Below are 25,630 nucleotides of genomic sequence, written 5' to 3'. Positions count from 1 at the left end.
CTTTGGCCTTGATCGAACCTGTCCCCTTTTGTGGGCATGTCGTTGGGCGTGATGGTGTCGCAGACGTTAGTACTGCGCCATTTAAAGACATCACAGATCAGCTAAGAAATTGATGGGATTACCGATATGAACCCAAAATTTGGCCCATATGTTAAGAAAATCGGTGACACTTACTATCCTATCGGCCGGCCATCGATTCATTCTGAGACCTTGTGGCGAGAACAAGATTGGGAGGCACGTAAAGAAGCGGACGGCTCCTGTTATTTCGAGTTTCAGGCAAGTGCACAAGGCGGTGGTTCGATTGTTTACGCAATATCTGATGGTGAGTTCGAACGCATTAAAAGTGGTGAACTTACTTTTGAAGACATGATTGCACTAACAGACAGGAACAAAAAGAGACAGCCCGTTGGGTAGCGTCCCAGGTACACTTTCAAATGGTGATTCAGTAGCTCTTCATATTCCACAGCAAAATCTTGCTGGAATTAAATTTCCAAGTGGAAACGAGAGAGGAGCCAATCATCAATGGGTGCCAGGTGGATTTACTGCCGGTGGAACTGCTGAAGCAGGTGTCGAGTTGAGAAACGCACCGCTTATCGAAATTGAATTCTAGTGGAGCTTATTGTGAAGCTTAAGCCTGTGAAGATTGATACTTCGCAAAGAGATCGCCACCTTGAGTTGAGGGAGGACGAGTATTATTTTTGCAATGCTCGAGGGAACGAGAAGGAACTGCTAGGAATGCACTGCAAGGCTTTTCAGTCAGATGGTGTATATTTCTTCCAATTTGATAGTGGGCAGTTAGCGACGAAATTTACCGATGTTGAGATAATGGAGGAAGAGTTTTCAGCGCTGCGGAGAGGTGAAATCTCATTCGACAAACTATACAAGAAGTACTCAAAATTTGCGTGATTAACTGTCACCGTTCCAACTCTTTAGGATGTTGATCTGACCCGACGCGATAAAATGGAAAGATTCTAGGTTATCAAGGTGCCGGTGAAGGTCGCCGAGTATACAAATACCATTGCAACGGCCAAACCCAATACACAGCGATTACGTTCGGCGACAGTGGTTTTATCTTAGGCGCGAACCCGAGATCAGGACCTTGAGGAGAGAATATGCACAACGCGAAGCGCAAGATGAAATTGCAGTCAGATTATCAGTGTTGGTGTCTCTGGGATATGACTGAACCCGATAACGTTGATCCTGATACGTTGCCTATCTCTAATATCTTAAAAGCGCGGCTGCATTTGTGGGAGGAGACCTTTGATAAAACACTAGATTTGGCGGATCATTCAAATATCGGCTTCAATGATGAACAAGAATATCACTTGTTCTATGAAGAGGGTTGGGAGTTGTTAAACTTACTTCGAATGGAGCTACCGGATATTGAATGGTGGTATTGCGACCGAAGGTACGTCGAACTTTTACGTGAGAAGCCATCAAGTGTTTAAAAACGGTCGGGAATGTGCGGGGCTGCTGTGCGCCGCACATTCCCTGTATCTGAGCCTGTCGGGTGGTTTGGGGGCTGATTGGCGGTTAAGCCTTTAACCCTTTAACCCTTTAACCCTTTAACCCTTTAACCTCTTAAGCCGTTGCGCGTTTTGGTGCTTCTGGCTGCTGACTGCCGACGACTTGTTTGTGCATCAGCGACAGGATGGTTTTTTTGTAGTCGGTGAATTCCGGGCTGGTCAGGACTTCGATGCCGCGCGGGCGCGGGATGTTGATGTCGAGTGACTTTTGAATTCTGCCCGGACGGGCCGACATGACATGGACTTCATCGCCAAGGAAAATGGCTTCGTCGATGTCGTGGGTGATGAACAGCACGGTTTTGCGGCGTGACTGCCAGACATCGAGCAACAGTTCCTGCATGGCCTGACGGGTTTGGCTATCTAGCGCGCCAAACGGTTCATCCATCAACAAAATGCGCGGATCATTGGCAAGTGCGCGGGCCAAGGCCACACGTTGGCGCATGCCGCCCGACAGTTCTTTTGGGTACGAATTTTCAAATCCGTTGAGGTGCACGGCCTGGATCAAATCATCGGCGATGTCTTCGCATTCGGATTTGGGCAGGTTTTTAAGTTTCGGGCCGAACATGATGTTTTCACGCACGGTCAACCACGGAAACAGCGTGTAGCTTTGAAACACCATGCCGCGATCCGCCGACGGGCCGCCAATGGGTTCGCCATCAAGTTCCATATGGCCAGAGGTCTGAACTTCCAGCCCGGCGACCAAACGCAGAAGCGTTGATTTGCCACAGCCCGATGGGCCGACAATGACCGAAAACGTGTTGTTGGCGACTTTCAGCGAGACATCATCAAGGGCAAGGACCGCTGGTTTGTCTTTGGGTTCGAAGCGTACGGTAACGTCGCTTAGGGAAAGCATACTCATGACAAATAACCTTAAAAATCAGCAGACCAGGGCAGCAAGCGGCGCCGCGCCCATTTAAAGAAGAAATCAGTGATCAGACCCAAAATGCCGATGGTAAAGACACCAAGCAAAATCACATCGGTAAACAGACCGCGCATGGCATTGAGGATCATGTAGCCAAGGCCGGTATCGGCCGCGACCAGTTCGGCGACAACAAGATAGGTCCAGGCCCAACCCATTGTCACACGCAGGTTATCCATCACACCGGGCATGCAGGCCGGAACCAAAACACGGGTGACAACCTTGCGCCGATCAGCACCGAGCGTATAGGCGCAATCAATCAGATCCTTGGACACACGGGCCGAGACATCAGAAATCAGGATCAATTGTTGGAAAAACGTACCGAGGAAAATCACCATGATTTTCTGTTCGATGCCAATGCCGATCCACAGGATCAAAAGCGGGATCAGGGCGGATACCGGGATGTAGCGCATGAAGCCGGTGATCGGTTCAATGATCGCCTGCACGGCGCGGAAGCTGCCCATCAGGATGCCCAGCGGCACGGCAAAGATCGAGGCCAAGATAAAGCCCGACAGGATCACCACCAAGCTGGCCCACATATGTTCAAGCAGCGACATATTGGCGACGCGCTTGACCCCGGCCAGGATGACTTCGTGCGGGGCGGCGAGGAAATCCTTTGGCGTGATGCCGCCATAGGTGAGCAAGCACCATAGACACAGAACAACAGCAACCGATGCCAGCGACAGACTGATAAAGACCGGTCTGGCAATCTCGGTTTTGGGTGAAAAGAGGGATCTGGTCCACATGGTACTTGCTCCGAAGTCTTCTTTTTACTTGTTACTTAACGATGTCGGCGGCGATCAGGCTTGCTGGTTCCGCATCAATCGTAAACAGACCGGCTTCTTCGCCGAGTTCTTTGGCGTTGGCGATGGTGCCCAAAATGCCGTCGGTGTTGCTGGTATCCATGAACTTCTTGTTCATCGCATCGTCATAGAACGCAATGCCCGCACGGGTTTCGGCAAACACAGCCGGATCTTCAAGCCAGCCGCCAACACCCTTTGCCATGATGACATCGGCTGCTTCTTCGTTTTCTTTCTGCCATGCGATGGCTTTGGTCCATGCACGGTACAGGGCTTCCATTTCCGGGCGGCGTTTTTCAAGGGTCTCGTTGGTGGTGACCATGATGTCGGTGATCAGGCCCGGTGTTTTGGTGCTGTCGACCAGAAGGTGACCATGTTCGGTATCCTGACCGCGCGTCAACCAAGGTTCCCACGTCACAGCCGCATCAACACGTTTGGCAACAAAGGCCGCACCGGCATCACCGGCCGACATGTTCATCGCATTGATGTCCGAAAGCTTCATGCCGGCATCTTTGAGAAGGACACTGAGGAAGAACTGCGAAACGGACCCCTCGGTAAAGGCGACGTTTTTGCCCTTAAGATCGGCAACCGATTTGATGTCCTGATTGGCAACGATGCCATCGCCGCCGCGTGAATCATCGAGCGCGAACAGATAGCTCAGCGGATGTTCGGGGGTATAGAAACCCAAAACCGTATCAATGGTGGTAACGGCAACGTCAATCCGACCAGCGGCCAAGGCCGGCATACGGGTTTTGACGTCTTCCATAATGACCAGTTTGACATCAAGGCCTTCGTCTTCGAAGAAGCCTTCTTCTTGGGCGATGTAAAGCGGGCCGTAGCCAACCCATGTGGAGTGGGCAATGGTGAGTTCTTCGGCAGCCGATGCGGTGCTTGAAAGGCTTGCCGCGGTCATCAGGGCAACGCCCGATAGGCAAAGCTTGGAAAGGAACCGTTTCATAAGGTGTATCTCCGTGTTGAGGACTCTCTGATAAGTCTTGTAAGTCTTGTTTTGGTTTTATGGTTGGTGGTTTTGGTGACGCAGATGGTGGTGGCGAAAAACGTTCTTTAGCTCTTTAAGCGGTGGTCTTGTTCGGGTTCTTGCTTTGTTTGGACGCGGCCAAAACGCACAGCAGTTCAAACATGATCGACACGCCAAGCCACGCGGTGCCCCCCGATGGATCAAAGGGTGGGGAAACCTCGACCAGATCGGCGCCGACGATATTGAGCCCGGCAAGCTTGCGAACCAAACGTTGGGCTTCGCGGCTGGTGAAGCCACCGATTTCGGGTGTGCCCGTACCGGGGGCAAAGGCGGGATCGATGCAATCGATGTCAAAGCTGACATAGGTGTCTTGCTGGCCGACGATTTCGCGGGCCTCAGCCATGACATCATCAATGCCGCGATCTTCGACTTCTTCGATGCGGATGATCCGAACGCCTTGTGACAGGCCCCATTGCACATCTTCGCCGTCATACATCGTACCACGAATGCCGATCTGCACCACGCGTTTGGGATCAAGGTAGCCGTCCTCGATTGCGCGGCGGAACGGGGTGCCGTGGGTGTATTTATAGCCGTTGAAATAGCTGTCAAAAAGATCGGTATGGGCATCAAAGTGCACCATGCCCAGCGGGCGATCCTTTGCCAGTGCAGCCAAAATCGGATAGGACAATAAATGGTCGCCGCCGGCACTTAAGGGCGAAATGCCCTTGTTTTTGAGGCCTGCGACAAAGCTTGTGACTTTTTCAAGCGTATCCATGATGTCGGCCGGATTAACCGGCGCATCGCCCAGATCAGCCACGTTACGGTCTTCGAACGGGTTTTGCCCGGTAACCGGGTGGATCGGGCGGATCATCGTTGACAGGTCGCGCAATTGGCGCGGACCGTGGCGCGTGCCCGGACGGTTGGTGGTACCGCCATCCCATGGCACGCCCAGCATGGCGATATCGACCAGATCACAGGCCGCATCATCCATCGACAGATGCGGGGCGCGCATAAAGCTTGCGACCCCGGCATAGCGCGGCATGGTCATCGCCGAAGGCGGGGTGAAATTGATGGTCGATGGGTCTTTTGAACTGGTCATTTCAGAACTCCGTGGCGGCGGCGCGGTGCAGCATGGTGGCGGCGATGGGGGCATTACATCCCAATCCGGACGGGATCGGTTGCGCTGCACAAATGAAGTTGCCACGGTGTCTTGTGTTCAATAATATCGAACTTCCAAAGTAAACGTCCGATTTTTTCAACGTAAAGGCTTTGATTGCTGTGTCGACCACCATTCCACCGCTTAGTGACGTCGATTTCCGCCAGTTGCGGATTTTTCGCACCATTGTCGAAAGCAATGGCTTTACCGCCGCCCAGGATGAATTGGGCATTTCGCGCTCTACCATCAGTACGCAGATGGCCGCCCTTGAAACCCGGTTGGGGGTGAAACTCTGTCGGCGCGGGCGGTCTGGATTCTCGCTGACCGAGCATGGCCAGAAGATTTACAGCGAAGTGATCAAGCTGTTTTCGGCAGCAGATTCCTTTCGCGCCGAAGTCGGGGCCATTCGCGGCAATATGAGTGGCGAACTGCGCATTGGGCTGGTTGATGCAATGGTGGAAAACCCCAATTGCCATCTGGGGCAGGCGATCCAGCTTTTTAATGATCGGGTGCCGGGCGTGCATCCGACCCTTGTGGTGGTGTCGCCCAACCAGATCGAAAATGCGTTGCTCAGCCGTCAGATGGAAATCGCCATTGTGCCCAATCAGCCGATGAATGGCGCGATCCAGATGCAGCATCTTTTTCACGAAGAACAGATGATGTATTGCGGGCGGGAACATCCGCTTTATGGGCGCGAACAATCGAACATGCCGATTGAATTGCTGGCCGATCAGAAATTTGCCCGGCGCGGCTATTCGGTGGCGACCGCGTTCCAATCGCTGTTTCGCCATCCGCCCAGTGCGACGGCCTATGATATGGAAGGGCTGGCGTATTTGATCCTAAGTGGCAAGTTCGTCAGCTTCCTGCCGACCCATTATGCCAAACAATGGGTTGAACGCGGCGATATGCGCGCCCTTCGCCCCGATCTTTTGACGTTTAAAATCGCCATGTGTGCGGCCAATTTCCCGCAAACCGTGATTTCGCGTATGGCGCGCGTTTTTCATGAATGCTTGGTACAGGTCCATCCCACCGTGCAACGCGGCAAAACCACCAGCACCGCCAAGGGCCTGTCACCGCGTCCGGCGGATATTTGACACGCTTGATGTTACAGGCGGAAACGGTTGCGGAGACCCAGACCGATTAGGAACAGGAAAACGAAACTGAGAACGCCTTGGGTGATCATGAGGGCATCGACCCAAAAGCCCGGATCACCGGGATAAAGTGCTTTTAGGGCATCCGTTCGCAAGCTTCTCGATTGCGGTAGGAACGCTAGGCTGTTGCTGATGGATAAGAGGGTTGCTTGTCCCAATGAAGTCAGCCAACCCGCATGGCAAGCTGTCGCCAAAGTTTTGTAAATGCCAATAAACCCTGCAAAAAAACTAAAGAGCCACAAATAAGGTCGCAGAATACTTTGACCGTAATTGCTGAAACCACTAAAGGCGATATCGAGCAAAGATCCAAGCCATGATGTTTCAATCCAGCGTCGCGCCCTGTTTTCATCGGCGGAAAACCGCAAGGCGGCCTGATGATCCTTGTTGGTTTCGGCAATTTCCTTTAGACGGCGCAAGCGAGCTGCATCTTGGGAATCTGCGGCTACAGCATAAAACCTTTTGAACCAGTTTGGCGACTTGGGAGAACGAAGGAGTTTGACCTCTAGGTCGCTTAGTTCAATTTGGTGAGAAGCTCTCGTGCGTCGAAAGTCTGGCACAATGCTTAGGTTGCCTTTGATAAATAATGAGCCTCGAAATGACGCGCCTTGAAAGTCGCAAAATTTCAACGATGCTGAGCCTTTCGGGAACACCACGATGGCTAAGTCTTCAATTGACAAGCTTTGTGCGGCTAAGCGCTCAGAGGCGAACAAATGAGGTTTGAATATCAACTCGCCGATCTTTGCGCGATTGAAGGTTAAATCGCAATTTTCAAATGTCGCATCAGTAAAGTCGATCCTGACGTTCCCGAACATGGCTTCGCTAAAGTCGACGATGTCGGTATTGAATTGAGTCTCTCTGAAGCATAGTTCGCCTAAACCGAGACTGGAGCGACGGAAGCAGACTGGATCCTTAAAGTGGGCGTCAAAGAACTCTAGATATCCTTCGCCAAACTGTGTGAGATAAAAATCAGCGGGACCAAAGAAACTGGTTCGGCTAAAAACCACACGTCCTTTTCCAAAGATAGCCTCCGTGAAATCGGCACCTTGCCTAAATCGGCAGCCACCAAAGTCAACGTTGCTATCTCCAAATTTTGTCTCGAGAAAGTTCACTTCACCTTGGAATTCTACATCGCAAAATTTGATACTTCCGTTGCCGAAGTCCGCGCCAGCGAATTCTACGTTACCTTCAAACACCGCATTAGAGAAGACGACATCTCCAGTTCTGAAAATGGCATTTGAAAAGTCTATGTTCCGATTGCCGAAGTGATAGCCAGCGAACGATAGTTCTCTTTTAGAAACCCGTTTGATTGAGAAAACAAAACCGGCAAAGCTGATATCTGTGCCCGGATTTGCTTCAATCCAAATGTTCCACGCGCCAGGACCCTTGCGCCAAAGGTCGAAGGCTTCATCGCCCGCGAGTAGTTTGGGTCGGTCGTCTTCTGTCATTGCCTTCAATTTATTCTCAATTGTCGAAACGTGAACCTTACAGACAGAATGCCCTTTAAAGTAGCGTTTGGCGATGTAAAACACGCAAGAAGCCTTTTGCCCGCAGCGGGATTGGGCGCTATGGTCTTTTGGGGCAGGCGCACATTTACTGGAACGGACATCTAAAATCATGCTGTCATCACTTAATATCCGCCATATGCGCGTGTTTGTTGCGGTTGCCGAGCAGGGATCGTTTAGTGCGGCGGCCGCCGCCCTTGGGCTTGGATCGCCGGCGATTACCGCGACCATTCGCCAGTTTGAGGATGTAACGGGCGCGGCCCTTTTTGATCGCACCACGCGCCATGTGTCGTTGACCGTGACGGGGGAGCGGTTTTTGCCGATTGCGCGGCGGTTGCTGGGCGATTTTGAAGAGGCGCTTGGTGATCTTGATGCGTTGTCCAAGGGGATTGGTGGCAAAATCCGTATTGCGGCAGCCCCGTCGGTTTTAACCCGCATTTTGCCCGGTGTGATCCGCCATTTCGTGGCCGAGCACCCTGATGCGCGCCTTAGGCTCGATGAAATGAATGCTGGCGAAGTGCATGAAGCGGTCGCCAATAACGAGGCCGATTTTGGCATTGCCGGGGAATGGCAGGACCTGCCCGATATTCGGTTTAGTCCGCTTTTTTCTGATCGGTTTGGCGTGCTGTGCCGGGCCGATCATGAATTTGCCCAGCAATCTGAAATCGCGTGGGCGGACCTTTTTGATCAGCCGTTTGTTGGGCTGGGCCCGGAATCAGGCACGCGTGCGATGATGGCCGATCAGGGATTTGGCGGGGCGGTGCCGAACGTGCCAGCGACGCCGATGAGTGCGGCGGTGACACAGGCCGCGGCCCTTGGCGTGGGGGCGGCCAAGGCGGTTGTCGGCAGTGCGGCAAAGCTTGACCGTGCGATGGCCAAGGTAGCGCGCGGTGACAAAGCCGAGCATGTGAAAGACACAGCGAAAACGTCGGGCGATCTTGCCGCGCTTGGGCTGGTGGCGGGATTGCGCCCGGTGGTCGAGACATCCAACACCGTTACACTGGCCGCGATGGTCGCCGAAGGGGTGGGGATCACGGTCCTGCCGGAGCTGGCCGCGCGGATTGCAACCGGCGTGTCGGACCAAAATGCCGATGCCAAACTGACCTTCGTCCCACTTTGCCAACCCGTCCGTCACCGCCCGATTGGCGTGATCACACGCGACAGCAAAAGCCTGTCGCCGATTGCGCGCATTTTCCTTGCGATGGTCATGGAACAGGCGCCGAAACTGGATTTACCGGCGGCGATTGAGTGGGCTTGAGGGTGGGGGGTTGAGAGTAGGGCGGTGAGATAATGCCGTCCCATTTTACGACCCTTTTGTTTACGAATTGGAAAGTTAGCCAATGAACTGTCATTGGGAGAACATAGACACTTTTCGCTCCTTGAATGAGTTTGAAAGTTTTGTCGCATGGATGGAAAATCAGATAGAAACCGGGCGAGCCATAGAGGTTTCCGTTGAAAAGAAATCTGCAGGCAAAATGATATCTGAAAGATGGTTCTCTTGTACGAATTGCCAGTCCAAGTGGAGATTGGTTTATCCTGATCCTGGGTATTTTAGTGGTTCATTTCTTTTCATAGAGTGAAAAAGGGGAATGTCCCCTTTCTTTTGAGGATCAAAAATGGCCAACGATTTTAAGCTCCAGTTTGGCAAGACGTATGTTCCTAAAAAGCAGGATATTATCATTTCTGACGATTTGATTTCTGGAAATGGATGGCGGGTTCTAAAACTGGGAAAAAAGTACATTTTTGAATTTTTAGCTGCACGGCATGGCGGTGGAGTTGATCAGTATGAATTGTCCAGTGAGGAATTTGAGAATGTTAGGATCGGTAAACTCTCGTTTGATGAGTTGATGGATTTGACTGACCGGAATCCCAGACGTCATCCGTTTAAAACGACGTAAATGACTCCTAGAAAAGAAGTGCGTCCCGGTTTTAGGACCCTTGCGTCATGCCCGCGCAGGCGGGCATCCGAGATGGTGCGTGAGGCACGATGGGCCCCCGCCTTCGCGGGGGTGACGGTAGGGAATGTGGGGGACGATGAGCGATATTGTTGGACCGGGGCTTTGCGCTCTGGGTTCGGCTACTCTGGGCTTTGACAACTTAGGCCTCGCCACGCGAGGCGCGTCGTTTTTTAATTTCACTTGTGCCCTTGGCCCCAATGAAAAACGCCCCGCAGCGGAATGCGGGGCGTTTTTTGCCTTGATCAGCTATCAAATTCTATTTTGAGAACATCGCGATCATACAGGTCATTTAGGATTTCGCTGTTTTGGTAGAAGCCGTTTCCGAGGGCGCCTAAGCCCCCGAACATCAAACCAAATGCAGCCGCCCCCATATCTTCGAATGTTGTCGGATATTCCGGTTCATACGAAACAGACAGCGTTCCGCCCGACGATCCTGTGGCCGATTTTGCAATGTCGGCGAGGTGTTCTTCAAAGGGCGTCCCAGGGGGCGTTTTTTCGATATTCTTTTCAAGAACCTCGACGATGTGATCGCGATAGGCCTCGGCATCAAGTGCCATGCCTTCTTTAACACTAAAATATTCAGCGACCTTATTCTCAAGCCCAAGGTCTGTCAGGCTTAGGGAGATCGCTTTGAGGTCTGCGGTACTTGCGTCTCGTAGTACCGAGCTCATTTTTGCGAATTTACGCGATGCCAATCGATCAATCGGCGGCAGGTGGAGGTTGCCGATGCCGATATTGAACTCGCCTTCCATCAGATCAGGAAGGCTGAAATTGACGTCGGCATCAAGAGTGCCGCTTACGTTGTCATATTCATATTCCATCCCAAAATCGCCGCGCACAGCGTCGACCCCAATGAGATAGGGGGGCGGGGCACTTCGGCGTTGGAAGAAGCTTGCCCGACCTGGGTTGATTGGGAAGTCGGTGCCTTCAAGCAAGATATCAATGCTGTTGAGGTGGCCACTGCGTTCATCAACATCGTAATTGGAGACGTTGATTGCTTCGATGGTGCCTTGTGTTTCGCCGAAATCAAGCCGGACATTGTGGAGGGTTACGCTTTGCCCGAATAAAGAGGCGTCGATATCGCGGTACTGAACGTAACGATCCATGTTGTTGTTGCGCAGGAAATTGTCGATGTCCGTTCTTGCGCTATCGGTAACTTGGCTTTGAACAACGAAATACCCGGCAATGAGAACCACAGCCCCCACGCCACCGGCGATAAGTGCAATCTTGGTGGTCTTTTTCGGGGCGGGTGCGGCCGTATGGCTGTTTTCTTGTTTCATAGGGCTTACTCCTCTTTCCCGGTCCATTGCGGATATTGTGACCGAACATAGTCGATCACGTCATCTTCGCTCATGCAGAGGCGGTCATCACATTTTGTCGCTTCGTCGACTGTGATGATGCTGAGGAGGGTGTTATCGATTTTCTGACCATCCCCCATGCCAGAAACAAAGTACCATTCGCCTTCTTCAAGGTCGGCCCCGGTCAGATACAGCCGAGACGGCCATTCAGCGCGATAGCCGATGCTGTCACGGCTTCCGGCGCGGACAAAGGCACGGACGGGAAACTTTTGGCCGACTGAAATTGCCTTGGCCGCGACATCGTACGGGTTATTAAATGCCGGATTTCCGTCGTGATAAAGGGCGGCGAGTTTTGCCGGAACAGCATTATCGCCAGCAAGGCTTTCATAAAGTTCTTGGGCGCGTGCGTTTTCCTGCTCGATCTGGAGGCGACGCAGTTTTTCTTCGCGTGCGCTTTGTGCGGCAAGACGTTCTTGTTCGATCTTGCGTTGTTCTTCGGCGGCTGCTTCGCGTGCGATTTTATGCTGTTCGCGGGCGGCGGAAAACTTGTCTGCATCATGATGGACAAGCAGATAATCGAACTGTTTGCCGGTATGGATTTTGACATCAATGAACTCAGCTTTGAGTTCATAACGTTTTCCCCAATCGTTGCTGACGCCAATACCTTTTAAGCGCGCACGATATGTGATGCGAACTTTGTTGTCGGTGGCTTCAAGTCGGTCGACAGCAGCACGACCAAGCTCATCGGGCAGATAAATTTTGCGATTGAAGCTATCAGGCAAGCCTTCGAAGCTGACATCGACCCGGCCGCCGAACGTATTATCACGAAACGTATCGTGATAACCGCACTTCGCACGGTATTCCTGTGTTTTCGGTGTGAAGCTTCCGATGTCGAGCATTGAAGTCTCAAAATCGTAGTTACGTTTGACGCGGAAATTGAACGAAAACTCAAAGAGGTCTGATGCGGCGTTTGCATTTTTGACGACAGTTGGCTTGACCTCTTGACGCCAATCTCTGAGAGCGAATTCATTGCTGCGAACAGACAGGAAACGGTCACAGCTTTTGAGTGTTGCCAGCTGATCAATGACCCGATTGTCTTCAAGCAATTCAGGGGCTTCATGTGCGGCCAACCAAAAAAGGTTGTCCTTTGACAAAGAAACATATTTTTCTCTGGCGACAGCAGGCGCAGGCGCAGGCGCAGGCGCAGGCGCCGTTTTTTGCTCAGGCTCAGCTTGCTTTTGAGCAAGCGTTGGCTCTTGCTTTTTGGGTGGTTGGGGAGCTTCTTGTGTTTGGGTGGGGGCGGGTTGCGCCGGTGGCTCCTGCGATGTGTTTGATGGTGTTTCTGCTTGCGCGGTTTTTGCCGGGGCATCTTCGACGATATTCCAGCCAGCTTTCTTGCTGATACGGAAATCGCGTGTGGTTGCGCCGGATGCATCATTCACAACAACCTGCGCCGTTTCCATTTGTGGGCACTCGGTGTTGAAAATTTTGGCGATCTTGGGAAACAGCTTTTCTTCGGTGCCAACCAGTGGGCTGTCATTTGTGCGCGTCAGCGTTAATTGGCTGTCAGCTTTGCACCAATCGTCTCCGCCGACACCAAACAGTTCGATGCCGAGGTTGGAAGACCGTGCAATTTGCTTGCTTTCTGCCGCGTGCAAACCAAAAGGTGATGTGAGCATCGTGGCCGCAAACAGCAGAGATACCGCAGAAAGGGAAGGGCGTTTGAGCATTAGCCGAGCTCCCAGACGCCATCAGGTGATTTACATGCCGAGTAATTTTGCTGTTCCGTTTCGCTGCCGTCGCTGACCTTCATGGAGAGATCGCGGCAGGTGGTTTGTACCATCAGCGTTTCAGTTTCAAATTCGGCATCAAGATCAATGACGTTATCGTCGCTGGCGACGATTTCTTCTTCGGCAACTTTTTGCGCATCCGGATCATTTGGCGCGTCGGCCGTCGCTGTTTGCACAGCTGGCGCGCTAGCGGTTTGCCCGACGAGGGTGTGGTAAACATAGCCGATGGCTTTGCCGTCTTGTCCGATAAGATACCAATTTCCATTTTTAACGCTGCCGATCACATTCACAGGCGTTTGCGAACGCAGGCCACGCAAAATGCTGGCGTCGGTCGTTGGTGCTGCACGTACATTGGCCCCTTTGAGGATGACCCGTTCATCCCCGATGATTGTCATGCCAACCGGGCTTGCGACGACTTTCGGGCGTTTGACTTCGACTTGTGCGGTGACCTGGCGGGTGTTTGTTGGTGTGATTTCGGCGCGTGCGCCGGTGTCGGGATTGTTCCAGGTGACCGCTTGGCCGTCACTGCCGGCATCAAGTGTTTTGATGGTGGTTTGCTGAACGGCTTCGGTGTCTTTGGGGTCAAGCATTTCACCCACCCAGTCACCAATGAGATAGCCTGCTGTTGCACCGATGGCGGTTGCGACAAGCTGACCGGTTCCTTTGCCAAACTGCGCGCCAAGAACCGTGCCGCCGACAACGCCAACGATTGACCCAATTGTTTGGCCGGTTGTTTTATCGCACCCGCCAAGTGCCAATACCGACATCATCGCAAGGGCGGTCGTGCCCCGTAAAATGGCTTTGCTCATGAACTGTGTCCCCCAGTTGCTGCTTTAATCAATAAGATCGGGTTAGACTATTATACAACTCGGCAATATGTCTTCCTGTTCAAAGGGCTAGCAAGTTATGGTTTAAACATTTGGTTGTTGTGGTGCGTTTTGGGTTGTGCTTTTTTTACCCGATACCGGCAGTGCCCGTGTGTCATTTCGCGGGGCATTTATTCGCGTTGCGAAGCCTAGAACCCAGTGTGTGGAAAATAGCATTCTTGTGGTTTTTAATGACGAAAGGGTTCAGGGAAGTTTTGTGATCAGGGAGGAATGAAAACATGGCGTCTTATGTGACACAGGGGATTGATCATATTGGGTTGACGGTCTGTGATTTGGCGGCGAGCAAGGCGTTTTTTGAGGGCGCTTTGGGGTGGGAGCAGTTTGGCGGAAACCCCGATTATCCCAGCGCCTATATGACCGACGGGCAGGCCAAGGTGACGTTGTGGGAGCGCAAGGCCGAGGACTTTAATCGCTTTGATCGGCACAAGAATGTTGGGCTGCATCACATGGCGTTAAAGGTGGCGTCGTCCGATGATTTGAAATCCCTGTTTAAGGTGGTTCAGGCATGGCCGGGTGTGGAAGTTGAATTCGCGCCAGAGTTTTCCGGCAAAGGCCCGAAAGAGCATTTCATGGTGTTGGAGCCCGGTGGGACGCGGTTAGAAGTGTCTTATGATCCGCGTTGATGATCCGGCTTGTGATCAGCACTGATTTTTAAGGGCAGGTGTTTGGTCCATTTGGCCCCGCGCTGGAACTTTGTGGTCTTTGCGGCTTCTTTTCGCTTTAATATCCCGTGTGGCTGGTAAATCCAAAATTGTGCGACATATCATCAGGGCGGCGTGTTGGGTTGTATGTGCCGTGTGGTGATGTGCGATTGAGGAGCTGTGATGAGCGAGGCTGTCAAGAAAGCTGCTAATAAATCTGGGGCGGTGAAGAAACCGACCCAGGGCAAGAAAGCGCAAAAGCATATCAGTCTGGCCCTTCAGGGCGGCGGATCGCACGGCGCGTTTACCTGGGGCGTTTTGGACCGGTTGCTTGAGGATGAGGAAATCGCGATTGAAGCGATTTCGGGGACCTCGGCCGGGGCAATGAATGCCGCCGTCGTTACATCGGGGCTTGCCAAGGGAACGGCGGATCAAAGCGGCCATGAAGTGGCGCGTGCGGATTTGGAAACCTTTTGGCAGAAGGTTTCAGATGCGGCACGGTTTAGCCCATTACAACGCAGCCCGATTGATATTTTGTTTGGCAATTGGTCGCTTGAAAATTCGCTGTCTTATATGTGGCTGAATATGAGTGCGCGGCTGTTTTCGCCCTATGACCTTAATCCGGTCGGCGATAATCCGCTGGCGGCGATTTTAAGCGATATCATTGATTTCAAAGCGCTTAATCACAGCCCGGCGAAGCTGTTTGTGACCGCGACCAATGTGGAAACCGGGCAAGGGCGGGTGTTTCGCAATCCCGATATCGGGGTAGATGTGTTGTTGGCATCGGCCTGTTTGCCAACGATTTATAAGGCGATCGAGATTGATGGCATCCCGTATTGGGATGGCGGATATTGCGGCAATCCCAGCCTTGGCCCGCTGGTGCGGGAATGCGGGGCAGATGATACGGTGCTTGTGCAGATCAATCCGGTTAAGCGGCCCGGTGTACCCAAAACATCCCATGAAATTGCCAGCCGCCTCAACGAGATTTCGTTTAACAGCAGTTTGGTCAAGGAACTCAGGATGATTTCGATCCTGAAAAATGATGCGCCCAAACATGCGTGCGAAGCCAGCAAATGGGCCGAAATGCGCATGCATTGTATTGCCAGTGACGTGATGCTCGAACTTGATGCATCGTCAAAAATGAATGCCGAGTGGGGCTTTATGACCATGCTGCGCGATAAGGGCCGCGAAGCCGCCAACGGGTTTTTGAAAAAGCACCGCCGCGATATCGGTGTGAAGCCGACCCTTGATCTGAACCTGTTTGCGCCAGATTTTGATTAGAGCTTAGCGCGGTTTGCCAAAGCGCAGCCCGTCAATCATCAGATCAAGCATCCGATAGGTATGGTCCATGCCATCTTCGCCGTCCTGTCCGCCGCTGCTGGCCAGGTTGCCAATGGCGCGCAGCAGGTCATAGGCGGCAATGTCATCGCGCACGTCCCCGGCCTTGGCCGCGGTTGCAAGAAGATCGGCCAGAACCGGTTCGAAATTGCTTCGGAAATAGTCGGGCAGGGCGCTAAAGGCCGGGTCGCCCGAATGCAGGGCAGAGGCCAATCCCTTTTTCGTGGCAATGAATTGGCAATAGCGTTTGAGCCAGCGCGAAAGCGCCTCGCCCGGGGGGTGATTTTTGGCAAGCTTTGGGGCCTCGGCCGCGCAGGCATCGACTTCGCGTTTGAACACCCCGACGACAAGGTCGCTTCGTTTGGGAAAACGGCGATAAAGCGTGCCAACACCAACCCCGGCATGGGCGGCAATTTCACGTACCGGTGCGTCGACTCCTAAGCGTGTGAAAACGGCCTTGGCGGCCTCAAGCAGGGCGTCTTCGTTGCGTAATGCATCCGCACGGGTGGCTTTTTTTGTGCCGGGGGTTTCGGTCGTCATCGCATTGTTTTCCAAGCATTAAGTCAGATTTATCAGCGTGCGAAAATAGCGGCTGGCTATCTTTGTACTTGATAAACGGAACATTGTTCCGTATCTGGTTTCCTTAAGCGGAACGTTGTTCCCTTTGTTTTCGGATCAATGTTCCGTTTCGTGTTGTATAGGCCAAACAGGCTTATGCGCCAACCAAATTAAGGATGCCGATGATGAACAAACTTATTGATAAGGCGCGGCACATCCCCGTGAATTCCCCGGTTGCGACCCTTTCGATGGCGCCTGTGGTGATTGACGCCCCCGGTCGGCCAACCCCGATTGAAATGCGGATCACCGCCCCGGCAGAGGGGCGGGATTTGCCGATTATTTTGTTATCACACGGGCATGGGCCGTCGCTTTATATCCCCTCAAAGGACGGGTACGGGCCGCTTGTTGATTTTTACGCCGCACATGGCTTTGTGGTTATTCAGCCAACGCATGGCAATTCAAAGGTCGCTGGCTTTGACCCGGATGCGCCCGAAGCGCCATTTTTCTGGCGGTCGCGGGTCGAAGATTTCAAAACGATCCTTGATCATTTAACCGAGATCGAGGCGGCGTGCCCGATGCTTGCCGGGCGGTTGGATCATGACAAGGTGGCAGCAGTTGGCCATTCACTTGGCGGGCAGACGGTGGGCATGTTGCTTGGCGCGCGTTTGACTGATCCCAAAGACCCGGAGGCGCAAGATGTCAATTTGATCGAGCCGCGCATCAAGGCGGGTGTGTTGTTGGCCGCACCGGGGAACGGTGGAGACAGTTTAAGCGATCATGCGCGTGAAAATTACACCGCACTTAATCCCGATTTTTCGCGTTTGACGATCCCGACCCTTGTGGTGGTGGGCGACAGCGACGACAGCCCGCATCTGACCACGCGCGGGGCAGCATGGCATACCGATCCGTTTTATCATGCACCGGGCAGCGAGCATTTACTGACCCTTGTTGGGGGCAAACATGGGCTTGGCGGGGTTGCCGGATATGATGCCAAGGAAACCGATGACGAGGACCCGGACCGTCTGGCAATTACGCAGCGCATGAGCTGGGCCTATTTGACATCGGCGCTTTATGACGGGGACCGGGCATGGGGGACGGCCTGTGACGGGTTGGCAACCCATGCGCGTGAACTTGCACATGTAACGTCGAAATAGCGGCCTGACGGCGCAAGGAGGTGCCATCGGGGTGACGGTTGTTGGTCATCGCGCGCGGGTGATCAAGCAGGCCTAGGCCCGCGTTTTCCAACAATTTTACCCCAAAAAAATGCAACCGAACCCGAAAGGGCGCGGTTGCAAGGTGGGGATCGTTGGGTGGTTGAGGGCGAAAAGAGAAAGCGGTTCGGTATCAGCTGATGTCGTCCGACAGCGGACGGCGTTTTTTGCCGGTGATCATGGCGCGGATCAGGTTTTCATGGTGGCGCAAGCTTGCCAGCAGCACCCCGCCGATATGGATCAGAACCATGATCAGCAGGCCGTTGGCCAAAAATTCGTGGGTTTCTTCGACCCAGTCTGAGCCCCAAAAGGCATCGGTGGTGTAAAGCCAGCCGGTAAAGGCGCACCCAAGCATGCCAAAAATCAACACCATCACCATCGCCGCACCCGCGGGGTTATGCCCGATATAGCGGCGTTCGCGACCGTGGATGATGTCGCCAATATAGCCAATGGTGGTCGCCGGGCTTTTGATAAACTGGGTAAAGCGGGCATAGCGCGACCCAAACAGACCCCAAACCAACCGCATGCCAATCAATGCCGCCGCCGCATACCCCGCCCAATGATGGAGCGTGTCCCAATCATCGGCCGTGATCCAGGCAACCGCGAAACTTGCGGCCAAGCCCCAGTGAAACAGGCGGACGAACGGATCCCAGACTTTGATTGATGACATGATGTGCTTTCCTTCTTGGGGCTTTAAGGTCTTGGGGGCTTTAAGGTTTTGGCGGGCAATGCACCGGTCAGGAGCAGGGGACAGTGCAGACCGAATGTGTGCATGCCCGCCAAAACGCCCTTAAGTCGTCCTTGGCTAAATCAGGCCAACTTAAAGGGGGGACGGGAGATGCGGGTTCAGACCTTAGTCTTCTTGTTTGATTTTGACGGTGTCGAAGGTGGCCGGGTTAAAATAGGCTTCGACCTTTTTGCCCTTGGCATCGATGGCGTAAACTTCAAAGCAGCCGTCTTCGGTTTTGACTTTGCGCACATCCCAACCTTCGGCGGTGAGCTTTTCGCGAAGCGCTTCTTTGGTTTTCCAATCGGCCTTGGGAACGTTGCACATGTCATCATCGGCATGGGCCGGGCTTGAGGCCACACCAAGGGACGCGGCGGTCAAAAGCGCAAAGGCAATCGCCGCCGACAAGGTGGATTTTGACAGGATGGATTTTGATGCAGGGGTGGGGAAAACAGTTCTTTTCACAGCGCAGTTCCTTCATAAAGGTCAAAGACGACACAAGATCAAACAAGACGAAAAGACAAAGCGGATGGACGCCATCTGTGTCCGATGGGCCAGAAGATGACAGGGTTTCCTGACAGCTGCCTGAAGGACAAAATCAGGGGCGTTCAGGTTGGTGTCAGGAAGTCTGGATAAGCAGGCCGGTCACATGGCGCAGTGCAGGCGAGGGATGGGTTTTGAGAATTCTTTTGGTTGAAGACGAGGTCATGCTGGCCGAGGCGGTGCGGGATCATTTATTGGCCGCCGGCGAAGCGGTCGATCACACCGAAAGCATCCATGATGCCGAGATCATGATCCGGGGTACTAATTATGATGTGCTGTTGCTAGACCTTAACCTGCCGGATGGGCGGGGGATTGATTTGCTGCGCGTGTTGCGCCGCAATGGATCGGCGATGCCGTGCATCATCCTGACCGCGCAAGATCAGATTTCCGACCGGATCGAGGGGCTCAATGCCGGGGCGGATGATTATCTGGTTAAACCGTTTGATTTAAACGAGCTGTCGGCGCGGTTGTCGGCGGTGGCGCGGCGTTATAGCGGCAATCCCAATCCGTTTGTTGAATTGGCCGGTGGGGTTGAGGTGGATTTGGCCGGGCGGGTTGTCCTGATTAACGGTGCGCAGATTGATCTGACATCGCGTGAATGGGCGTTGCTTGATCAGATGGTGCGCCGCCCGGGACAAACACTTTCCAAGCCGCAACTTGAAGAAGCGCTTTATGAATTTGGCGCCGAAATCGAAAGCAACACGGTTGAGGTTTATGTCAGTCGCCTGCGGCGCAAACTGGGCAAGGATGTGATTAAAACCGTGCGTGGTGTTGGCTATCGGGTAGAGGGATGAGAATGCGGATGTTTTCGACCAAAAGCCTGCAATTTGCCCTGACCAAACGCCTGACGGTGATGATCAGTCTTTTTTGGATCGCCGGATCGTTGCTTGCCGATTTTACCATGTATCACGAGATGCAGGAGGTGTTTGACAGCAGCCTTGTCAAATCGGCCTATCGCTATGCGCCGTTGATTGATGATTACCTGATCCATAATGGCAGTGACAGCCAGACGGTGGTGGTCCAAAGCCCCGATCAGGGCGAAAACAAAACCGGCGATCGCGGCGAGGGCGAGGATGAAATCGGCGAAGATTATCTGATGTATCAGGTGCGCGATTTGTCCGGGCGGCTTTTGCTGCGCTCAGCCAATGCGTCAGATAAGCCGTATTCCGCGCCGTTGCTGGAAGGATTTCATACCGACGACGATTTTCGCATTTATTCTGCCGTGGTGCATGATGGCACGCGGGTTATTCAGGTTGCGGAATCGCTTAATCACCGTCACGAGGCCCTTGTGGCGAGTGTCAGCGCGCAGTTCTTGCCCATCATCTTGCTGATCCCCGCCGTGATTATCGGGATTATCTTTGCCGTGCGCCAAGGATTGCAACCGGTCCGGCGGGTGCGCGATGATATTGAAGCGCGCAGCGAAGGCAACCTTTCGCCGATTGAGCAACATGACGCACCCGACGAAATCCATACCATTGTGCGCGCGGTTAATCGGCTGATGGAAAAGCTTGATGCGGCATTGCGCGCCGAGCGGACCTTTACCGCGCATAGTGCCCATGAATTGCGCACCCCGATTGCGGCGGCATTGGCCCAGACGCAGCGGCTTTTGCTGGAACTGACCGATAATCCACAGGGGCTTAAACGCGCCCAACAAACCGAAGAATCGTTAAAGCGGCTTTCGCGCTTGTCTGAGAAACTGCTTCAGCTTGCGCGTGCCGAAGCCGGGGTGGGACTAAGCCCGACGGGGGAAAACCAGAACCTTGGCATGACGTTATCGATGGTGATTGATGACCTTGAACGGGTGTCAGACGGGGCCGGCCGCATTTATTGCGCCCCGGATCAACGCGATGCGTTAAGCGCCAATATCGATGTCGATGCGTTTGCGATTTGTATGCGCAACCTGATTGAAAACGCCCTGAAACACGGCAAAGACGACAGCCCGGTGGTGATTGAAATCACCGGCAGCAACGTGATCACGGTGTCCAATAATGGTGATGTGGTTGACCCACAGGATATGACCGAATTGACCGCCCGGTTCAAACGATCGCGCACCAAGGCGCGCGGTGCGGGATTGGGGCTTTCGATTGTTGATACCATCATGCGCAATACCGGCGGCAAATTGACCCTGCATTCCCCGCGCCCTGGCAAACCGGATGGTTTCATGGCGGAACTTTGGTTGCATCAGAGTTAGCTCTTTGATCCCGATCTACTGGCAGGATCAAAAAGCTGTTGTTTGCCGGTTTAGTTCGATGCGGGCAAGTTCGGTCGGAGAAGTTCCTGATCCATCATCGATTTGAGCGCACGCCAGCGAGCATTTGCCTTCATCTGGTATTTGTTGTCAGGTAACGAGCTAGCCGCTGGTTGGGTTAGCGCATTTTTGTGTGCTTCCAGCCTTGTGTAATGCAGCGCGAGAACATTTAGGTTTTTGCTGTTTTCAAATGCCTTATAGACGTCTTGTACATTTGCGGCGGTGTCATCGAGAAACACAATGTTGCGAACGTTATTGACGTTTGTGATCGCCATAAGGCATTTCAACATGTCACCTTTGTTCTGGCCCGAGACATACATGACCCCCTGTTGGTAAGTAACGGGAATATGTGCCGGACAAGCCGCCGGAATTACAGGTCCGGCAATGCTTGCGATACGACTTTGAGTTCCGAGCAGGGCATTGTCTTTTACAAAGCTTAGAAAATCTTTTTGGGCGACGGCCAGGTTTGTGAATTGCGATTCCGTCGCAGAGACATTGCTGTTGCCGCGTGCGGTCAAAACCAACAAGCGTGCGCCTTTTTCCGTAAGATCAGACAGAACCTTGGGGATATCTGGATCTGTATAGGGCATGTTGTTCATGCCAAGCAAAAGTGCGGATATGCTGAGAAGATCATCGCTGGTTTTGGCGACCCGGTAAGGGTTGGTTGGGTCGTTAAGAATGCTTGATTGCCATGCATACCAAGCTGGACCACCGATATACTGACACTGTTCAGGATCCGATTGCACCGGACAGTCCATCATTGTCAACGTATCGTCATCGTCCATAACAATGAGTGTGTTCGGCATGGCAGCATCACCCCATTGGGCAATTTTGGTTTCCATTTCCGAAAAGGATGCAACGGAGGAAAGTGTTGCGTGTTTGGCGCCAGATGCGGCGCAGCCGGACAATATAACGGCCGAGATGAAGGCAATCGCGACAGATTTCATTGAATGCTCCTACCCGAGACATGCGGGCCATTCGGTTTGATCCTGAATGACCCGCATCAGAGGTTTATTTCTTGATGCGGTAATAAGGACGTCGTTGGATGTAGTTTTGGTGTTCGGGGAACATTGCGACGAAAAACTCGCTCCAGCCGCCCTGACGAACGCGCACAAGATCATATTTTTCAGGAAACTTGAGAGACCGTTCATAGGTTTGCGGATCGGCGGTTGTCATCGTGATTAGGTTCGATCCAATCTGACTTTTTGCGAACAGACCAATGACTTCTTCGACGTCTTTAAGGCCGAAATTCTCATCAATATTGAGGTCAATCGGTGCAGCATTTGACAGCCCGAAATTGATCGGATCGGTATTCCAGTCTTTCAATCCCTTGATCAAATCAATGGGTTTGGTCATCGGCGGCATGTCAATTGGGCTCGGCGCGGGGCAGAAATCGTCGGCAATCGGTTCGCCGGAAATCCGACCATCAGCGGATGCGCCCATCGTGTAACCAAGTCCCAGATTGTCCTCAAACGTGCCAACGCCGGGGGTGATTGTGAAAGAAAACTCTTTGTCGGGCAGACTGTATTTTTCCTTCAGCTTATCGTACGCGGCCTTGATCGGTGGAAGTGGTTTGTCGATCCCGTCGCGTATGATCTCTACGCATTTGCCAACAACTGTTTCGCCAAGTTTCTTAAGCTCATCGGATTCACCTTCTCCGAATTTAGGCAAGGTGAGCGCGTGTTCACGCAATTCCTTGTAGCGAAGGGCTGCGGCCTCGGCGCGGACAGGGCCGGCGAGAACATTGTTGAAAGGCTCCTGCATGTTCAGACCCCAGTTGTTGAACAGGGCCTGACGCAATTCAGGAAGGTTGGTTACGGCTGTATCGGCATCAAAGACCATTTTTTTGATGGCATAAAGAGCGTTGATGGCATTGGTAATGCCGCACATCATGGGGGCGACGATATGATACTGGGCACCGCCGTTCGTCATGTCGCGACCTGTTTCCATGCAGCCGTCCGTCATCGAAGAGAACAGCGGGCTTGGACAAATTGGCCACAAATCCCCATAGCCATTCATCAGCGCATTATAGAAAGCACTGATTTGCCATTTATACTGCGTGAAGAAGATGTCGAGGAATTCATCGAATGAACGGATGTCCTCGGGCGGTGGGGAATTCCAGCCGGTTTTGAGGCCACGCAAATGCACCCATCCAGCACCGGCAATCGTCGCCCCCTGATTCATCGCCATTCCAACCGTGGGAAGGATTGGGACATAACTAAATGCCCATTCGCTTTTCCCCTGAATCACGGGTTCGTAACAGCCATCGCAGACATAATCACGTGAGTCTGCAAGGGAAAGCGGTCCGCTGTCTTTCAGTGCCTTGCATAGCTTGTCGTCATTGAGAAGGATCGGATGCGCACCGCCAGACAGTATCGCTTTTCCTGCTTCGGAAATGATTTCGCGATGAAGATCGGACTCCATTTTGTCATGCACCCGCAAAGAAACGCAGGGTGCGTTCAGGGGTAATCGGCGTGCCGCACGCAGGCAGAGTAATGTGAGTTCATTACAGCCATCTTTGGGGTCGGTATCATCGGTCGGTAAGTAGCCGCCAAGTGTTACCTGTTGAACCCATTGGTTAAGTGCGGCTCCTTGTGGGAAGTTGCCTGCAGAATAGAACACAGCACCTGTACCATATGTCAGGTAGTCTTTTATGTTTTGGCGATTGTAATGAACCGTTTCGTCCATTTTCAGCCAGAAGGCATCAATAGCTTCCTGTGCGGCTGACTGGCTGATTTTTCCGGTTTCAATGTCCTTTTGGTAAGCGTCAATCAGATATTGATCCAGGCGCCCGATCGACATCGGTTCGCCAGTTTGGTGCAAAGAGCAATTGATCAAGAAGATAAGCTGCAAGGCATCAACGAAGCCGTCGGGCTTGCCTGACGCAAGTCGGTCCATGCGTTCTGCTATCTCGCGATAACAGTGTTTCAATGAGGTGTCTTCATCAGGCGTGTCATTTTCAGCCTTGCGGGCAAGGTCGGCATAGCCGGCAATGAAGTCCTGTAAGCCTTCGAGGGACCAAAGGACGGACTGATAGAAATCTTCCGTGTCACTACCTGACTGTTCTAGTTTGGTTTTTGCTTCATCCAGAAGGCCTTGCACACCAAGCTTAATGGCCTTGTGGTAGTTTGGAATATTATGCCCGGTTGCGGAATATTCGTTGAGCATCCCAAAGAAACCAACGATTTTCTCGTCCTCTGTCAGGTATTCCATTACCTGAGTGCCGCTTCCAAGTGTTAGCGGGGGCATGTTCCCGACGATGAGCTCGTAGGGTTTAATATTGAACAGCTTTGCCTCGTCGCGGAATTTATCGCGGCGCAGGACATCCGATAGACTGATTTTGATTGCGAGACCCTTACGCAAGGCGGCAGAGGAACTTTGCCCAATGTCAGAAAATTCATGCCAACGCGGTTCGGCAAGATAGTCATTCAGGTGTCCTAGGTATGGCATTTCGCATGGCTTTTGCCATGTGTCATTCCAGCGACTAAATGTTTGCCCCAGCAGCACCATGATACGGTCACTGATTGCGTCAACGCCATCGCCATTTACCTTCTGTGCTTTGTGAAGGTAATCGCGGTTGTTGTAGAACATGTAGCCGTTTTTGCTACGCAGATCGAAATAGTCATTTAACGGCACATCCAGGTTTTGATCGCTGGTTGGAACGTCGAGCAGCCGGGCCGGTGGAATAAACCAGAAATTTCCGGATTCTGCGTGGGTGTTGTTGAGAAGTTTATCCTTCACAAAGCCCTTTTTCGGGCCGACGATGTTTTCAATCAGTTGGTGATAGACATCGCCATCGTCGGTATAGGCAACAAAATAGATGCCGTCTTCCCGTCCGCCGCCTTCTGGGGACTTTCCATAGGGTATGGCTTGACGAAGTATGCGTTGGGTTACGCGTTCGCCATTCAACTGGCGCACACATTTTATATGGCTTCGGTCATCGTGCATTGGAACGATGGTGTTGTCGTGGTTGCGACCGATCATGTTTTCTTTTTCGATCATGGTCATGTCATCCAGACGCGTCCAATTGTGTTTGAACTTTTGCTGTATGACGTAAGCCCCACCACGATAGTAGGCATCGGAATTGCCAATTGTGCATCGTTCCGACAGATTGATCGGATCAACCGGGTTGATCATGGCATCGCGAAAACGGTCGCCGATGACTTTGCCGTCTTTTCGTTTGGCCGCGGTCGTTTGAATGTCATGGTCAATCAGCGATTCAAAGGAATGGATGATTTCCTTTGCGATCAGGTCACAGTTGTCGGGGCTGTCGCTTTTGATATGGAACCACAATTGTCCGCCGCTGTCGGTAAAGGGCGCCTGTTCTAGGTCCTCTTTGCTGGTGGTGCCGCGGGGGTAGGGCATGTCATGAAGATCACACCATTGTTCCCACAAGTT

Annotated in this window: 24 protein-coding genes; 11 read left to right on the top strand and 13 right to left on the bottom strand. The window is 52.8% G+C overall.

Translation table 11 applies throughout. The features are described from left to right. The first annotated feature begins 126 nt into the window (after positions 1 to 126). From HCZ99_RS18330 to HCZ99_RS18320, 3 genes are all read left to right on the top strand, one after another. A complete protein-coding gene (locus HCZ99_RS18330) occupies positions 127 to 414 on the top strand; it encodes a hypothetical protein (protein WP_167448471.1) in 288 nt (95 codons plus the stop codon). A 207-nt stretch (positions 415 to 621) separates the two neighbouring features. Continuing rightward, a complete protein-coding gene (locus tag HCZ99_RS18325) occupies positions 622 to 906 on the top strand; it encodes a hypothetical protein (RefSeq protein ID WP_167448470.1) in 285 nt (94 codons plus the stop codon). 206 nt (positions 907 to 1,112) lie between these two features. Next, the gene (locus HCZ99_RS18320; RefSeq protein ID WP_167448469.1) at positions 1,113 to 1,448 is read left to right on the top strand and encodes a hypothetical protein; all 336 of its coding nucleotides are present in this window, start codon (positions 1,113 to 1,115) and stop codon (positions 1,446 to 1,448) included. 133 nt (positions 1,449 to 1,581) lie between these two features. On the opposite strand, the gene HCZ99_RS18315 is transcribed toward HCZ99_RS18320, so the two are convergent. From HCZ99_RS18315 to speB, 4 genes are all read right to left on the bottom strand, one after another. Beyond that, on the bottom strand, positions 1,582 to 2,385 hold the full coding sequence (locus HCZ99_RS18315) for an ABC transporter ATP-binding protein (protein WP_167448468.1): 804 nt from the start codon (positions 2,383 to 2,385) through the stop codon (positions 1,582 to 1,584). Between the two features lie 11 nt (positions 2,386 to 2,396). Further along, complete coding sequence (locus HCZ99_RS18310; RefSeq protein WP_167448467.1) at positions 2,397 to 3,191, bottom strand: ABC transporter permease; 795 nt, start codon at positions 3,189 to 3,191, stop codon at positions 2,397 to 2,399. 31 nt (positions 3,192 to 3,222) lie between these two features. Further along, positions 3,223 to 4,203: an ABC transporter substrate-binding protein gene (locus tag HCZ99_RS18305; protein WP_167448466.1), complete on the bottom strand. Its 981-nt coding sequence runs from the start codon at positions 4,201 to 4,203 to the stop codon at positions 3,223 to 3,225. Between the two features lie 115 nt (positions 4,204 to 4,318). Beyond that, a complete protein-coding gene (gene speB, locus HCZ99_RS18300) occupies positions 4,319 to 5,323 on the bottom strand; it encodes an agmatinase (protein WP_167448465.1) in 1,005 nt (334 codons plus the stop codon). A 179-nt stretch (positions 5,324 to 5,502) separates the two neighbouring features. Between speB and HCZ99_RS18295 the strand changes: the two genes are divergently transcribed. Further along, complete coding sequence (locus tag HCZ99_RS18295; RefSeq protein ID WP_167448464.1) at positions 5,503 to 6,474, top strand: LysR family transcriptional regulator; 972 nt, start codon at positions 5,503 to 5,505, stop codon at positions 6,472 to 6,474. Between the two features lie 11 nt (positions 6,475 to 6,485). On the opposite strand, the gene HCZ99_RS18290 is transcribed toward HCZ99_RS18295, so the two are convergent. After that, a complete protein-coding gene (locus HCZ99_RS18290) occupies positions 6,486 to 8,147 on the bottom strand; it encodes a pentapeptide repeat-containing protein (protein ID WP_167448463.1) in 1,662 nt (553 codons plus the stop codon). Between HCZ99_RS18290 and HCZ99_RS18285 the strand changes: the two genes are divergently transcribed. Both HCZ99_RS18285 and HCZ99_RS18280 read left to right on the top strand, forming a co-directional pair. Continuing rightward, entirely contained in the window at positions 8,146 to 9,291 is a 1,146-nt protein-coding gene (locus HCZ99_RS18285) for a LysR family transcriptional regulator (protein ID WP_167448462.1), read from the top strand. The two genes, HCZ99_RS18290 and HCZ99_RS18285, sit on opposite strands and share 2 nt — an antisense overlap. Before the next feature lie 358 nt (positions 9,292 to 9,649). Next, positions 9,650 to 9,931 carry a hypothetical protein gene (locus HCZ99_RS18280; RefSeq protein WP_167448461.1) on the top strand — a complete coding sequence of 94 codons (282 nt, stop codon included), beginning with the start codon at positions 9,650 to 9,652 and terminating at the stop codon, positions 9,929 to 9,931. A gap of 302 nt (positions 9,932 to 10,233) precedes the next feature. Here the strand turns inward: HCZ99_RS18280 and HCZ99_RS18275 are convergent, their stop codons facing one another. Genes HCZ99_RS18275 through HCZ99_RS18265 form a run of 3 tightly spaced genes read right to left on the bottom strand, consistent with a single transcriptional unit; the run spans position 10,234 to position 13,888 of the window. Next, on the bottom strand, positions 10,234 to 11,271 hold the full coding sequence (locus HCZ99_RS18275; protein ID WP_167448460.1) for a hypothetical protein: 1,038 nt from the start codon (positions 11,269 to 11,271) through the stop codon (positions 10,234 to 10,236). Between the two features lie 5 nt (positions 11,272 to 11,276). After that, the gene (locus HCZ99_RS18270) at positions 11,277 to 13,019 is read right to left on the bottom strand and encodes a hypothetical protein (RefSeq protein WP_167448459.1); all 1,743 of its coding nucleotides are present in this window, start codon (positions 13,017 to 13,019) and stop codon (positions 11,277 to 11,279) included. Then, entirely contained in the window at positions 13,019 to 13,888 is an 870-nt protein-coding gene (locus HCZ99_RS18265; protein ID WP_167448458.1) for an SH3 domain-containing protein, read from the bottom strand. Before HCZ99_RS18265 ends, HCZ99_RS18270 begins: the two co-directional genes overlap by 1 nt. Before the next feature lie 296 nt (positions 13,889 to 14,184). Between HCZ99_RS18265 and HCZ99_RS18260 the strand changes: the two genes are divergently transcribed. Next, positions 14,185 to 14,589, top strand: a complete 405-nt coding sequence (locus HCZ99_RS18260; protein ID WP_167448457.1) for a VOC family protein — start codon at positions 14,185 to 14,187, stop codon at positions 14,587 to 14,589. Positions 14,590 to 14,790: 201 nt separating this feature from the next. Then, positions 14,791 to 15,888 carry a patatin-like phospholipase family protein gene (locus tag HCZ99_RS18255; RefSeq protein ID WP_167448456.1) on the top strand — a complete coding sequence of 366 codons (1,098 nt, stop codon included), beginning with the start codon at positions 14,791 to 14,793 and terminating at the stop codon, positions 15,886 to 15,888. Between the two features lie 3 nt (positions 15,889 to 15,891). On the opposite strand, the gene HCZ99_RS18250 is transcribed toward HCZ99_RS18255, so the two are convergent. Then, on the bottom strand, positions 15,892 to 16,485 hold the full coding sequence (locus HCZ99_RS18250; RefSeq protein ID WP_167448455.1) for a TetR/AcrR family transcriptional regulator: 594 nt from the start codon (positions 16,483 to 16,485) through the stop codon (positions 15,892 to 15,894). 203 nt (positions 16,486 to 16,688) lie between these two features. Between HCZ99_RS18250 and HCZ99_RS18245 the strand changes: the two genes are divergently transcribed. Continuing rightward, a complete protein-coding gene (locus tag HCZ99_RS18245; protein ID WP_167448454.1) occupies positions 16,689 to 17,657 on the top strand; it encodes an alpha/beta hydrolase family protein in 969 nt (322 codons plus the stop codon). A gap of 190 nt (positions 17,658 to 17,847) precedes the next feature. Here HCZ99_RS18245 and HCZ99_RS18240 read toward each other — a convergent pair whose 3' ends face one another. Next, entirely contained in the window at positions 17,848 to 18,384 is a 537-nt protein-coding gene (locus HCZ99_RS18240; RefSeq protein WP_167448453.1) for a cytochrome b/b6 domain-containing protein, read from the bottom strand. Positions 18,385 to 18,567: 183 nt separating this feature from the next. Continuing rightward, positions 18,568 to 18,906, bottom strand: a complete 339-nt coding sequence (locus HCZ99_RS18235; RefSeq protein WP_368484282.1) for a PepSY domain-containing protein — start codon at positions 18,904 to 18,906, stop codon at positions 18,568 to 18,570. A 212-nt stretch (positions 18,907 to 19,118) separates the two neighbouring features. Here HCZ99_RS18235 and HCZ99_RS18230 point away from each other — a divergent pair, with 212 nt between their 5' ends. Beyond that, on the top strand, positions 19,119 to 19,778 hold the full coding sequence (locus HCZ99_RS18230) for a response regulator transcription factor (RefSeq protein WP_167448452.1): 660 nt from the start codon (positions 19,119 to 19,121) through the stop codon (positions 19,776 to 19,778). Positions 19,779 to 19,786: 8 nt separating this feature from the next. Further along, entirely contained in the window at positions 19,787 to 21,175 is a 1,389-nt protein-coding gene (locus tag HCZ99_RS18225; RefSeq protein ID WP_254869741.1) for an ATP-binding protein, read from the top strand. A 50-nt stretch (positions 21,176 to 21,225) separates the two neighbouring features. Here the strand turns inward: HCZ99_RS18225 and HCZ99_RS18220 are convergent, their stop codons facing one another. After that, positions 21,226 to 22,179, bottom strand: coding sequence for a DUF2608 domain-containing protein (locus tag HCZ99_RS18220; RefSeq protein WP_303047863.1), 954 nt, complete (start codon positions 22,177 to 22,179; stop codon positions 21,226 to 21,228). A gap of 64 nt (positions 22,180 to 22,243) precedes the next feature. Then, positions 22,244 to 25,597 (bottom strand): Dyp-type peroxidase, encoded by a 3,354-nt coding sequence (locus tag HCZ99_RS18215; RefSeq protein ID WP_254869740.1) that lies wholly within the window; start codon positions 25,595 to 25,597, stop codon positions 22,244 to 22,246. Between the last annotated feature and the right edge of the window lie 33 nt (positions 25,598 to 25,630).

It is taken from the genome of Thalassospira lucentensis, from assembly GCF_011806425.1.
Classification (GTDB): domain Bacteria; phylum Pseudomonadota; class Alphaproteobacteria; order Rhodospirillales; family Thalassospiraceae; genus Thalassospira; species Thalassospira lucentensis_B.
The sequence above is the reverse complement of the archived record's forward strand: the minus strand, read 5'-3'. Positions and strand labels throughout refer to the sequence as shown.

What these genes read in the sequence shown, in the direction of transcription:
- HCZ99_RS18330 (WP_167448471.1), top strand. Translation starts at nt 127, where the DNA reads ATGAACCCAAAATTTGGCCCATATGTTAAGAAAATCGGTGACACTTAC.
- HCZ99_RS18320 (WP_167448469.1), top strand. Translation starts at nt 1,113, where the DNA reads ATGCACAACGCGAAGCGCAAGATGAAATTGCAGTCAGATTATCAGTGT.
- HCZ99_RS18315 (WP_167448468.1), bottom strand. Translation starts at nt 2,385, where the DNA reads ATGAGTATGCTTTCCCTAAGCGACGTTACCGTACGCTTCGAACCCAAA.
- HCZ99_RS18310 (WP_167448467.1), bottom strand. Translation starts at nt 3,191, where the DNA reads ATGTGGACCAGATCCCTCTTTTCACCCAAAACCGAGATTGCCAGACCG.
- HCZ99_RS18305 (WP_167448466.1), bottom strand. Translation starts at nt 4,203, where the DNA reads ATGAAACGGTTCCTTTCCAAGCTTTGCCTATCGGGCGTTGCCCTGATG.
- speB (WP_167448465.1), bottom strand. Translation starts at nt 5,323, where the DNA reads ATGACCAGTTCAAAAGACCCATCGACCATCAATTTCACCCCGCCTTCG.
- HCZ99_RS18285 (WP_167448462.1), top strand. Translation starts at nt 8,146, where the DNA reads ATGCTGTCATCACTTAATATCCGCCATATGCGCGTGTTTGTTGCGGTT.
- HCZ99_RS18290 (WP_167448463.1), bottom strand. Translation starts at nt 8,147, where the DNA reads ATGATTTTAGATGTCCGTTCCAGTAAATGTGCGCCTGCCCCAAAAGAC.
- HCZ99_RS18280 (WP_167448461.1), top strand. Translation starts at nt 9,650, where the DNA reads ATGGCCAACGATTTTAAGCTCCAGTTTGGCAAGACGTATGTTCCTAAA.
- HCZ99_RS18275 (WP_167448460.1), bottom strand. Translation starts at nt 11,271, where the DNA reads ATGAAACAAGAAAACAGCCATACGGCCGCACCCGCCCCGAAAAAGACC.
- HCZ99_RS18270 (WP_167448459.1), bottom strand. Translation starts at nt 13,019, where the DNA reads ATGCTCAAACGCCCTTCCCTTTCTGCGGTATCTCTGCTGTTTGCGGCC.
- HCZ99_RS18265 (WP_167448458.1), bottom strand. Translation starts at nt 13,888, where the DNA reads ATGAGCAAAGCCATTTTACGGGGCACGACCGCCCTTGCGATGATGTCG.
- HCZ99_RS18260 (WP_167448457.1), top strand. Translation starts at nt 14,185, where the DNA reads ATGGCGTCTTATGTGACACAGGGGATTGATCATATTGGGTTGACGGTC.
- HCZ99_RS18255 (WP_167448456.1), top strand. Translation starts at nt 14,791, where the DNA reads ATGAGCGAGGCTGTCAAGAAAGCTGCTAATAAATCTGGGGCGGTGAAG.
- HCZ99_RS18250 (WP_167448455.1), bottom strand. Translation starts at nt 16,485, where the DNA reads ATGACGACCGAAACCCCCGGCACAAAAAAAGCCACCCGTGCGGATGCA.
- HCZ99_RS18245 (WP_167448454.1), top strand. Translation starts at nt 16,689, where the DNA reads ATGAACAAACTTATTGATAAGGCGCGGCACATCCCCGTGAATTCCCCG.
- HCZ99_RS18240 (WP_167448453.1), bottom strand. Translation starts at nt 18,384, where the DNA reads ATGTCATCAATCAAAGTCTGGGATCCGTTCGTCCGCCTGTTTCACTGG.
- HCZ99_RS18225 (WP_254869741.1), top strand. Translation starts at nt 19,787, where the DNA reads ATGTTTTCGACCAAAAGCCTGCAATTTGCCCTGACCAAACGCCTGACG.
- HCZ99_RS18220 (WP_303047863.1), bottom strand. Translation starts at nt 22,179, where the DNA reads ATGAAATCTGTCGCGATTGCCTTCATCTCGGCCGTTATATTGTCCGGC.
- HCZ99_RS18215 (WP_254869740.1), bottom strand. Translation starts at nt 25,597, where the DNA reads ATGCCCTACCCCCGCGGCACCACCAGCAAAGAGGACCTAGAACAGGCG.